Annotated in this window: 11 protein-coding genes and 1 CRISPR repeat array; of the genes, 7 read left to right on the top strand and 4 right to left on the bottom strand. The window is 57.5% G+C overall.

The window, feature by feature from the left end; all coding sequences use genetic code 11:
- Positions 1-32: 32 nt before the first annotated feature.
- Positions 33-1,098: direct repeats of the CRISPR family, unit length 28 nt; unit sequence ATGTTCCCCGCGCATGCGGGGATGACCC.
- Positions 1,099-1,220: 122 nt separating this feature from the next.
- Positions 1,221-1,481, bottom strand: coding sequence for a hypothetical protein (locus tag HMPREF2891_RS07635; protein WP_070664816.1), 261 nt, complete (start codon positions 1,479-1,481; stop codon positions 1,221-1,223).
- Between the two features lie 418 nt (positions 1,482-1,899).
- Between HMPREF2891_RS07635 and HMPREF2891_RS07630 the strand changes: the two genes are divergently transcribed.
- Both HMPREF2891_RS07630 and HMPREF2891_RS07625 read left to right on the top strand, forming a co-directional pair.
- On the top strand, positions 1,900-2,145 hold the full coding sequence (locus tag HMPREF2891_RS07630) for a hypothetical protein (protein ID WP_070664814.1): 246 nt from the start codon (positions 1,900-1,902) through the stop codon (positions 2,143-2,145).
- 374 nt (positions 2,146-2,519) lie between these two features.
- The gene (locus HMPREF2891_RS07625; RefSeq protein WP_083311308.1) at positions 2,520-4,037 is read left to right on the top strand and encodes an MFS transporter; all 1,518 of its coding nucleotides are present in this window, start codon (positions 2,520-2,522) and stop codon (positions 4,035-4,037) included.
- Positions 4,038-4,113: 76 nt separating this feature from the next.
- On the opposite strand, the gene gluQRS is transcribed toward HMPREF2891_RS07625, so the two are convergent.
- Both gluQRS and HMPREF2891_RS07615 read right to left on the bottom strand, forming a co-directional pair.
- Positions 4,114-5,025: a tRNA glutamyl-Q(34) synthetase GluQRS gene (gene gluQRS, locus HMPREF2891_RS07620; protein ID WP_070664812.1), complete on the bottom strand. Its 912-nt coding sequence runs from the start codon at positions 5,023-5,025 to the stop codon at positions 4,114-4,116.
- Between the two features lie 39 nt (positions 5,026-5,064).
- Complete coding sequence (locus HMPREF2891_RS07615; protein WP_070664810.1) at positions 5,065-5,826, bottom strand: hypothetical protein; 762 nt, start codon at positions 5,824-5,826, stop codon at positions 5,065-5,067.
- An 80-nt stretch (positions 5,827-5,906) separates the two neighbouring features.
- Here HMPREF2891_RS07615 and HMPREF2891_RS07610 point away from each other — a divergent pair, with 80 nt between their 5' ends.
- From HMPREF2891_RS07610 to HMPREF2891_RS07590, 5 genes are all read left to right on the top strand, one after another.
- On the top strand, positions 5,907-6,308 hold the full coding sequence (locus HMPREF2891_RS07610) for a fluoride efflux transporter FluC (RefSeq protein ID WP_070619175.1): 402 nt from the start codon (positions 5,907-5,909) through the stop codon (positions 6,306-6,308).
- The gene (locus tag HMPREF2891_RS07605; RefSeq protein ID WP_070619178.1) at positions 6,305-6,718 is read left to right on the top strand and encodes a fluoride efflux transporter FluC; all 414 of its coding nucleotides are present in this window, start codon (positions 6,305-6,307) and stop codon (positions 6,716-6,718) included. The genes HMPREF2891_RS07610 and HMPREF2891_RS07605 overlap by 4 nt, the downstream gene beginning before the upstream one ends.
- A gap of 113 nt (positions 6,719-6,831) precedes the next feature.
- Positions 6,832-7,821: a methionine ABC transporter ATP-binding protein gene (locus HMPREF2891_RS07600; protein ID WP_070619609.1), complete on the top strand. Its 990-nt coding sequence runs from the start codon at positions 6,832-6,834 to the stop codon at positions 7,819-7,821.
- Positions 7,818-8,522 carry a methionine ABC transporter permease gene (locus tag HMPREF2891_RS07595; RefSeq protein WP_070619181.1) on the top strand — a complete coding sequence of 235 codons (705 nt, stop codon included), beginning with the start codon at positions 7,818-7,820 and terminating at the stop codon, positions 8,520-8,522. The genes HMPREF2891_RS07600 and HMPREF2891_RS07595 overlap by 4 nt, the downstream gene beginning before the upstream one ends.
- A gap of 100 nt (positions 8,523-8,622) precedes the next feature.
- A complete protein-coding gene (locus HMPREF2891_RS07590) occupies positions 8,623-9,459 on the top strand; it encodes a MetQ/NlpA family ABC transporter substrate-binding protein (protein ID WP_070664808.1) in 837 nt (278 codons plus the stop codon).
- An 85-nt stretch (positions 9,460-9,544) separates the two neighbouring features.
- Here the strand turns inward: HMPREF2891_RS07590 and upp are convergent, their stop codons facing one another.
- Positions 9,545-10,183, bottom strand: a complete 639-nt coding sequence (gene upp / locus HMPREF2891_RS07585) for a uracil phosphoribosyltransferase (protein WP_034508711.1) — start codon at positions 10,181-10,183, stop codon at positions 9,545-9,547.
- Position 10,184 lies beyond the last annotated feature (1 nt).

Raw genomic sequence — 10,184 nt, 5'->3', positions numbered from 1 at the left:
AGTCATTAAACTTCCTTTCCAATCAAAGACAAATGTTCCCCGCGCATGCGGGGATGACCCCGGCTAACGCGATCCAGAGCGGGGCTGTGGCCTATGTTCCCCGCGCATGCGGGGATGACCCCGAATTGCCAAAGCTAGCTAGCGCGCTTGGCGTATGTTCCCCGCGCATGCGGGGATGACCCCAGACGGAGAGGTGTGGCCGAGTAGTGTCTGGAATGTTCCCCGCGCATGCGGGGATGACCCACTTCGAGACAATGCCCGTCCTTAAAAACGCGGGATGTTCCCCGCGCATGCGGGGATGACCCCCGCGTCACCGACCTTTTGTGGTCTGCGTTTGGATGTTCCCCGCGCATGCGGGGATGACCCCGGCTTCGTGTACGTCCACGATGGGAGCATTTTATGTTCCCCGCGCATGCGGGGATGACCCCGCTCGAAGCGTCATGAGTACTCGGATGAGTTCATGTTCCCCGCGCATGCGGGGATGACCCCGCGAGGTGGACTAGCTCAGGTCTTACGATTTAATGTTCCCCGCGCATGCGGGGATGACCCCCGATACACCTACAAGGCCGGGGAAACCACCGGATGTTCCCCGCGCATGCGGGGATGACCCCGTGATTAGCGTTGTTTCGCGCGAAAAAGACGGATGTTCCCCGCGCATGCGGGGATGACCCCGAATGATTACTATTAGGGATTTGACGGACAAGATGTTCCCCGCGCCTGCGGGGATGACCCCAGCCTGGTTCGCCCAGGGTTTATTATCTCTGCATGTTCCCCGCGCCTGCGGGGATGACCCCGAGGGCAATCCGTTCCCCTTCATTGCGGCTATATGCTCCCCGCGCCTGCGGGGATGACCCGGCCGTGTACGACATCGGCGAAGAATTCGACACATCCTCCCCGCGCATGCGGGGATGACGGCAGAAGGTAGTAGGCACGCCACAGGATGGAGACATCCTCCCCGCGCATGCGGGGATGACCCCAAAGGAACAAGGCAATGAACACCTTGCAAGTCATGTTCCCCGCGCATGCGGGGATGACCCCTAGCCGTGTTGGTTTTATTGATGTCTCCGCCAATGCTCCCCGCGCCTGCAGGGATGACCCCGCCACTAATGACGTGGCTGGGCTACTCGCTGCATGTTCCCCGGAAGAAAACGGGATAAATCAGTCCAACTTCCGGGAGACAGTTCAAAATGGTCAAGGGGCTTTGAGAGAAATAGAAGCGATTATTCGTCCGGGAGCATATCCATAACCACATCGAAAAGCTCGTCACTAGGGGAAGACGACACAGGGTGCACTTCCCCTTGTGAATCAACCAGAATGCACATCAGTCCTCCCATAACGGGAACGTCTGAACCGGTATCCAAGTCAAAGAGCTCATACTCGTCGTCAGAATATGTTTGTTCAAGGAGCACGCTTTCAGGCGGGTAGATCCCGTATTCGATTTTCTTATCAAGCCATTTTTGTGCAGCGTCGCGACGTGACATGTTATTTTCTCCTTGGCTCCGGTACGGATACTACTTCTAGAATGCCGTGCGTTAGTGCCGCATTGTCAAGGCTTGCATAGCCTAGGCCTACTTCTTTTGGCCTTGCTCGAGAACTGGTTCACGGGTATTTTCTTTCCTACCTGGACGCCCGAAACGCTCCCCGCACATGCAGGGTGATCTCACACGAGACCAAGAAAGACTAGAATGCTATGTGTGTTCCCTGCGTTTGCGGGGATGACCCTATTTTTTCAATTTCTGGTTCAAACACGTACCACTTCTCCCCGCGCTTGCGGGGTTTACTTTATCGCCATCCGCGCGATTAGCGGGTTTCAAAAATAATGTCCGGACCCTCTGTTTAGATAAAAATGCTCCCCTACAGGCGGGGCTTCTTAAATCAACCTACTAAGGAGAATCACAAATGAAACGCCCTATCCCTAAGGACCCCAACCGCGTCACTATCCAGGAAAAATTTGCGCTAGATACCGGCGGCACAGTAACCGGAAAAGGTAAACATTCCAAAGAGATGCGTGAATACCTTAAGCAATTGGAAGAAGAAGAAGCCAAACGAGCCAAGGAAGCCGAACAAAAGAAGCGCGCCGAGGAAGCCGCTAAAAACAGTGTGGTCGCCAGCCCTGAGGAAGGCTCGGCACCTGAGCAGCAATAGGTAGCGGCCTAGGGCGCCGCTACCCGTGAAAGACGCGAAAGGGTGGGAGGCGCGTTACCAGCACGCCTCCCGATCGGTGGGGGACTATCAAGACTCAGCCGGCCAGCACCGCGCTGTTAGTTTCACGCGGCACATACCCAAAACGTACCACGCCAGGCACCAACAACTATCCCAAACGCGACGCCCCGTTCCGCGCGTGCACGTGATCGCGTATGAGCCCATGATCGCCCGCGTAACCGGTGCCCGTACAACCAGAGCCTTTACAACGAGTGTATGCACAAAGAGCGTTTGCACAACGGCTGCCTTATGCATCCACCCGGGCGGATGCTTATATTTAACAATGTTGAGGGTTTAAAGAAATAAGGAGGAAAGCGGTGGCTGACAGTTTCTCCCCGGGCGACTCATTTGACGGAGAAATCCGAGTACCCGGCGTAGACCGCGTTTTCAAACCACGCAAGATCCTCGTGGTTCTCCTCATCCCCCTAGCCATGTCACTAATCGCAGTGTCATCCGTCAACGTAGCCCTCGCCACCATCGGTGTAGGACTGAACGCCACCGACTCCGACCTCCAATGGGTGCTCTCGGGCTACGCCCTCGCCATCGGCATCGTACTAGTACCAGCCGGGCGACTCGGCGACCTCATCGGACGCGGCACCCTCTTCCAAATCGGCCTCATCACCTTCGTAGTTGGCTCCATCCTCTCCGGACTCGCACCAGACCCAACCTTCCTCAACATCGTGCGGATCATTCAAGGCATCGGCGGCGGCCTCTTCTCACCCCAAGTCATGGGCATCATCCAACAAACCTTCAAAGGCCAAGCCCGTGCCAAAGCCTTCGGCCTCTTCGGCATGACCGTAGCCGTCGCCGTGTCAATCGGCCCCGTCCTCGCCGGCGCCCTCATCACCCTATTCGGCGAGGAACACGGCTGGCGCTACACCTTCTTCATCAACGTCCCCTTCGGCATAATCGGATTCATCCTCGCCCTCTACTGGCTTCCCTTCGCCAACGAACGCAGACGCGCCGCCGCGCGCCGCGAACGCCGCCAAGCCAAGAAAAACGGGCAAAGCCTCCCCGCCAGGCAGCGGCAAAAAATCGACCTCGACCCCATAGGCATCATCCTGCTCGTAACCGCTGTGCTCGGCATCATGTACCCATTCACCGTGCGACCACTCCGCTGGCAGCTCGCCCTCATCTTCGCGCTTGCCATCGCCCTCCTATACGCCTGGTGGCAATGGGAAGCCCACTACACCAAACGAGGCAACTACCCCCTCGTCAACCTTGACCTACTAAGAATCCCATCATTCTCCATGGGCACCATCGTTGCCGGCGCCTACTTCCTCGGCTCCACCACCACTTACACCATCATCGCGATGTACCTCCAAATAGGGCTCGGCGCCTCCGCCATGATTGCAGGCACCATCGCCCTACCCAGCTCCTTCTTCTCCGCAGTAGCCGCCCGCTGGGCATCAAACCGCGCCCTCAAAGCCGGCCGGAAAATCGTGCAAATCTCCCTCATCCTCATGATCGTAGGGTCACTACTCACCGCCGTTTCAGTGGCCCTCATCGCCAGCCAAGGCGTCAACCTGTGGTGGATGGCCGCGCCCCTCTCCCTCTTCGGCTTCGGTCAAGGCGCATTCGGAGCCGTCAACCAAACCCTCGCCCTCCAAGACGTCCCCATCCAACACGGCGGCACCGCTGGCGGCGTCAAACAAACCGTGGAGCGCATCGCCACCGCCATCGGCAACGCGATCATGACCGCCATCTACTTCGCCACGGCCCCAATGTACGGCTTCCACAATGCCGTCCTCGTCGCCTTCATCGCGATCATCACCGCGCAACTCTTCGCCCTACTAGTCGGCTACCTAGACCTACGCCGCGCCCGTAAGGCATAACAACCATTCACGAGGAGAGCGCCAACCCCTCAAACCCCGCCAGCCCGCTGGTTAGCGCGGGCCGGCGCCCGCGCCCTCAACTACCAGCCGGGCCATCAGCGGGTGAAAACACCCAGGGAGTGCGCACCATCCTGCGCCGATCAAACACGTCCAGGAACTGCTCCGCCGACCTCGCCTCAAACCCGAGCGACCCCGCGATCTTGCCCACCACGTCCGCAACTGTCCAACCCAAATCCAAGAACTCGCGCAACGTAACCGCACCATCACGCTTAGCCAGCCGGTCACCCGCCTCATTAATCACAAGAGGCACGTGCGCATAACGCGGCTGCACAAGCCCCAAAGCGTGTGCAATATAAGCCTGCGCGGGTGCTGACGACAGCAAATCATCAGCCCGCACCACCTGATCCACACCCTGAAACGCATCATCCACAACCACTACGAGGTTGTACGCCAACGTGCCATCACCGCGCTGCAACACCACGCAATCAATCGGCTCCGTCACGGTGCCAAACAAGTCATCCTCAACCGACCACACATCAACCGTCGGATTCAACCGCAAAGCAGGACCCCGACCCACACTAGCCAGCTCTGCCCTGCGCCGCTCCCGCTCTGCCGGCGACAAATTGCGACACGTTCCCGGATATGAACCCGGCCGCACATGCGGAGCGCTCGCCGCCTCCTTAATATCCCTACGCGAGCAGTAACACTCAAACAACAACCCCGCCTCGCGTAGCTGGCCAATCGCAGCCTCATGCGCCGGCCTGCGAGTGCTCTGGAACAGCACATCGCCATCCCAATCAATACCCAGCGTCGCTAAATCCTCAATCTGACGCTGCGCCGCGCCCTGTTTCACCCGGTCAATATCCTCCACGCGAAGCACAAAATCGCGGCCCGACTGTCGCGCCCACGCCCACGCCAACAACGCCGTGCGCAGATTACCAATGTGCATATCACCCGACGGACTCGGCGCAAACCTACCAGCAGCCACGCGGCCTCCCCTCCACACGTTCAATGCGTAAAAACAAGCCTACCGCCGCAAAAACCATGCCAGCGAAATCATGCCTACACCCAAAATGCCAACCACAACCGCATACAGCGACACTCCGCCTACCGCGAAGGACGCCACCGACAGAACCGCAAACCCCAGGCCAGCCACCAGCAGAATCCGCGCATTCGGGCGCGCATTATCCGGGCTCTTCGACACGAACTCAACCGCCACCTGCCACGGGTCGCCAAGCGCTTCCTGCAACTCCAACCCAGCTTCATCTGCACTCGCGGTTGTGGCCTCCACTGCCTGCCTCACTGCCTCATTTGGCCACGAATAATACCTAGACAACAGAGCCGAAAGCTGTGTCTGCCACGCCTTGTCACCGCGCGGAGCGCTAGGCCAGCGCGCATTAGACGCCCGAAAAGCCATCACCACTGAAGCCACTCCCAACAACGCCAAAAGAGGGCGCGGCAAACCAACTGTCACCACATCCAAACGCGAAACTTCAGCAAACGCGCGCACGAACACAACCGTTGCCACCAGCCAGCCCAATACCACTAACACCGCATTAGAATCGCGGCCAAACGCCCACTCCCTATGCGCCACGGGAGCCGCGAACAGCGCCATCGCCACCACCGACGCAAACATCAAATAACCCGGCTTCGCCACCGCGTCAGCCGTCAGCGACCCGGTTGAAAACACCGCCAAGAAGAAAGTGAAAAATGCCAGTGCTGCCCAAATTGTCTTCGGATTTGACCACAGCCCAGAACGCGTCTCGCCGGGCAACTCGCAACAAGACATGGCCGTGAACCTCCCCAAAATCCCGTCTACCACTAAGAGTAGACTGGCTGGCGGCACCACTCACAGCAAGTAGAGAGATTATGTACGAGATAAAACCAGGCCTCCTCGTGTTCCTTGGCGCAGCGCTGGGAACCCTCTCGCGTGCCCTCATCGACACCCTCATTGCAAGCACCTTCGCAGGCATCAACGTGTCCACCGTTTTTGTAAATGTGCTTGGCGCATTCCTCATGGGCGGCCTAATCACCACGTGGAGCGTTCGACGTGGCATGCACCCCCTGTGGGACCGCATAAAAATTTTTGCCGGCACCGGCTTTCTTGGAGCCTTCACCACATACTCCGCCTTCGCCCTCGCTATTGCGCGCGGCACTAACCTTGCCCTTGCGCTAGGCGCGGGCGCCCTCACCATCCTTGCCGGCATTGCGGGCGCATGGCTTGGAACTCGACTTGCGAAACACCTCGCAGCCAAAGGAGTGCAAGCATGACCTGGCTCTACCTATCCCTTGCCGGCGGCCTTGGCGCCTACGCGCGCTACCGCACCGACCTCGCCCTCCAAAACCTGCTCAAACGACGTGGCCTCATTCCCGTCAAACCCGACGCCGGCCTGATTCGTCGCACTGCCCTGGCATGGCCCATCATCACCATCAACATCATCGGGTCCTTCCTCGCCGGTCTTCTCGTTGGACACCTCAGCGCCGAAACCTGGCTGATCATCGGCACCGGACTGATGGGAGGCTGGACCACTTTCTCTACCGCAATGGTTGACGTGCTCAACATCCTTACCCTGCCCGAGGCGCGAAAAACGAGCATCGCATCCGGCATGATCACCGCAACATTTGGTCTACTCGCCAGCGTCGCTAGCGCCCTCCTTGGCCTTGCAATCAGCGGGATGTGAGGTAAACCTCGCGCCAAAAGGTGGACACGAAGAAGGGATTTGCGGCAACTCGTTCTAGAATCGTAGACATCCTCAAGAACGTCGGGCATGAAGGAGGGGACATGAGCCAGCCAATGATCAAGCTCGAAAACCTCTCCAAAACTTATGTCCTGCGCGGCGGAAATGAAGTGCGCGCCCTTAACGACGCAAACCTGACTGTAAATGCGGGAGAAATTCACGGCATCGTTGGCCAGTCCGGAGCGGGCAAATCAACTCTTATCCGTTGCCTTACCGGACTTGAACAGCCCACCGATGGCTCCGTATACCTGGATGGCACAGATCTATCCGGCCTTGGCCACTCAGCCCTTCGTAAAGCACGCCGCAAGATTGGTATGGTCTTCCAATCCGCTAACCTAATGGACTCGCGCACCGCCCTTGAAAACATCGCGTACCCGCTCAAAATTGCGGGAGTTTCTAAAAAAGAGCGTCTTGAGCGAGCAACTGAACTACTTAAAGTTGTTGGCCTTGAAAACCGCGCCGGCTCCTACCCCTCCCAGCTTTCCGGTGGACAGCAACAGCGCGTAGGAATTGCACGCGCCCTCGCCACCAAACCAGCCGTGCTGTTGTGTGACGAGCCCACCTCCGCCCTAGACTCTGAAACCACTCGCCAAATTCTGGCGTTGCTACAACAAATCAGGGACGAAGTTGGCGTAACCATCGTTATCATCACGCACGAAATGGGTGTTGTGCGTGAAATTTGTGATTCCGCAACCATGCTTGAACACGGGCAGATCCTCGAGTCTGGTCCCGTCCACGAGATCGTTGCAAACCCAAAATCGAAACTTGCGCGTGAACTCGTCCCCATGCCGTCCATTGACGAAACCGATAAGGACGCCAACTCGACGATTCTTGACGTCATGTTCACGTCAACCCCCGGCGTCCCAACCGGAGCCACTGTCCTTGCCATGGCATCACGAATGGGTGGCGACGTAGCGGCAGGAACATTTGAAACCCTGTCCAACGTCCAAGTAGGACGCCTTGCTTTAACCGTGCCCACCATGCACCTAAAGCAAATCATGGAAACTTTGGAACAAAACGATGTAGCAGTGGAGGTGCGATCATGAGCGTAGCAACAGCGCTAGTCGCTCTCGCTGCTGACGGCCAGTGGCTAGATAACCCCGCCATTAAAGAGGCGTTCTGGCCATCCGTATGGCAAACACTAGGCATGACCGCATGGGCAACCGTGATCACCGTAGTGATTGGAACCCCACTCGGCCTCTTCCTGGTATCCACAGCCCGCGGTGGCCTCACCCCAAACCGGGTAGCAAACCAAATACTCGGATTCATCGTTAACGTTGGCAGGTCAATCCCATTCATCATCCTGCTAATTGCAGTTCTTCCATTTACTCGCTTCGTTGTAGGCACCACCCTCGGCTGGAAGGCCGCGGTGGTACCGCTCAGCGTTGGCGCAATCCCCTTCTTTGCCCGCCTCGTAGAAACGAACGTTCGCGGCGTAAGCGCAGGCAAGATCGAAGCCGCCCACATGATGGGTGCCAGCAGGTGGGAAATCATGTTTGGCGTACAGGTACGCGAAGCCCTACCTGCCCTCATTGACTCCGTAACAGTTCTTACAGTCACCCTCATCGGCTATTCCGCAATCGCGGGCGTGCTCGGTGGCGGCGGCCTCGGCCAACTCGCAATGAACTACGGATACAACCGATTCCAAGGAGACGTCATGTTAGTTTCCGTGGTGGGAATCGTAATCATCGTTCAAATAGTCCAAGTTGTTGGAGACATGCTGAGCCGGCTGGTGGATCACCGCTGAGCTCTCCACCAGCCGGGATAGCAATCCTGGACTTCCCGGGCAACACGTTTGCCAGCACTCCAACAAATTTCAAACTTGAACACAGAAAGACTTGATTACAATGCGTAAGACCCGTGTATTTGCCGCAGCAGCAGCTGCGCTAGCCCTAACCCTCGCAGGATGCTCCTCTTCCGGCGGAGAAACCAGCACTGAAAGCCAGTCGGCTTCCGAACAGGGGGTCACCACCCTCACGGTTGGAGCTTCCCCTGCACCTCACGCGCGGATCCTGAAGTTCGTTAAGGATGAGCTCGCTGCTGACGCTGGCATTGATCTCAACATTGTTGAATACACCGACTATGTCATCCCTAACCAGGCCCTAAAGTCCGGTGATATCGACGCTAACTTCTACCAGACTGTGCCTTACCTCGAGGGTCAGAAGAAGGAACTAGGCGTTGACTTTTCGCACGGCGAAGGCATCCACCTGGAGCCCCTCGCGATCTACTCCGACAAGATTGAGAAGCTAGAGGACCTCAAGGATGGCGCCAAGATCGGCATCATTAACGACACTGCGAATCAGGGCCGCGCCCTCGATCTGCTTGCAGTTGCCGGCATCGTGAAGGTTCCCGAAGGCGAAGACGCAACTATCTTCAACGTCGAGAAGCTAAAGAACGTTGAGTTCGTTGAGGTTGAAGGCCCGCAGCTAGTGCGTTCCCTCCCGGACGTAGACATCGCGGTCATCAATGGTAACTACGCCGAAGAGGGTGGCCTGTCCTCTGCAAAGGACGCTCTCCTCGTAGAGAATCCCGAAGGTTCTCCGGCCGTCAACGTCCTCGTATGGCGCTCCGAAGATGACAATAACGAGGCCATCAAGACCCTTGACAAGCTCCTGCACTCGCCAGAAGTTGCACAGTTCATCAAGGATACTTGGACCGACGGCTCCGTTATCCCCGCGTTCTAACAACGTGAGAGAAGCTGACTGAATAGGTAAAAGTTGAGCCCGGATCGTTTGATCCGGGCTCAACTTCTATCTCAACAAGAAAAGATTAGTCCAAAACTCCGTACAGACGATCGCCCGCATCACCCAAACCGGGAACAATGTAAGCGTTCTCGTTCAAACACTCATCCACAGATGCGGTTACGATCTGTACATTAGCGCGGTCGCCAACAGCCTCCTCAACCGTCTTCAAGCCTTCTGGAGCGGCCAGCAGACACAGGCACGTCACATCGCGTGCACCGTGGTCAAGCAAGTAGTTGATTGCTGCAACCATGGTGTGGCCGGTTGCCAACATCGGGTCCAAAATGAAGCACTGGCGTCCCGACAGGTCATCGGGCAAACGATTCGCGTAAGTCTCAACCTCAAGCGTCTCGTGGTCACGCCTCATGCCGAGGAAGCCAACCTCAGCGGTTGGAAGCATCCGTGTCATGCCCTCCAGCATGCCCAAACCGGCACGCAAAATCGGCACAACCAGCGGACGCGGACCAGTGATCTGCTTACCAACAGTCTTAGTAACCGGAGTCGTAATTTCGACGTCCTCAACCAGGACGTCGCGAGTGCCTTCATAGGCGAGAAGCGTAACGAGTTCGTCAGCAAGAAGACGGAACGTCGCAGACGGCGTCCTCTCGTCACGCAAAACAGTCAATTTGTGAGCAATGAGGGGGTGTTCAGCAACATGTAAACGCATG

The organism is Actinomyces sp. HMSC065F11 (genome assembly GCF_001813085.1).
Taxonomy (GTDB): domain Bacteria; phylum Actinomycetota; class Actinomycetes; order Actinomycetales; family Actinomycetaceae; genus Gleimia; species Gleimia europaea.
Note: the sequence above shows the minus strand (reverse complement) of the source record. Positions and strands in the feature narration are given on the sequence as shown.

Excerpts from the sequence above, each read along its gene's own strand:
- HMPREF2891_RS07615 (WP_070664810.1), bottom strand. The coding sequence starts at position 5,826 with ATGTCTTGTTGCGAGTTGCCCGGCGAGACGCGTTCTGGGCTGTGGTCA.
- HMPREF2891_RS07600 (WP_070619609.1), top strand. The coding sequence starts at position 6,832 with ATGATCAAGCTCGAAAACCTCTCCAAAACTTATGTCCTGCGCGGCGGA.
- HMPREF2891_RS07590 (WP_070664808.1), top strand. The coding sequence starts at position 8,623 with ATGCGTAAGACCCGTGTATTTGCCGCAGCAGCAGCTGCGCTAGCCCTA.
- HMPREF2891_RS07635 (WP_070664816.1), bottom strand. The coding sequence starts at position 1,481 with ATGTCACGTCGCGACGCTGCACAAAAATGGCTTGATAAGAAAATCGAA.
- upp (WP_034508711.1), bottom strand. The coding sequence starts at position 10,183 with ATGCGTTTACATGTTGCTGAACACCCCCTCATTGCTCACAAATTGACT.
- HMPREF2891_RS07630 (WP_070664814.1), top strand. The coding sequence starts at position 1,900 with ATGAAACGCCCTATCCCTAAGGACCCCAACCGCGTCACTATCCAGGAA.
- HMPREF2891_RS07610 (WP_070619175.1), top strand. The coding sequence starts at position 5,907 with ATGTACGAGATAAAACCAGGCCTCCTCGTGTTCCTTGGCGCAGCGCTG.
- HMPREF2891_RS07605 (WP_070619178.1), top strand. The coding sequence starts at position 6,305 with ATGACCTGGCTCTACCTATCCCTTGCCGGCGGCCTTGGCGCCTACGCG.
- HMPREF2891_RS07595 (WP_070619181.1), top strand. The coding sequence starts at position 7,818 with ATGAGCGTAGCAACAGCGCTAGTCGCTCTCGCTGCTGACGGCCAGTGG.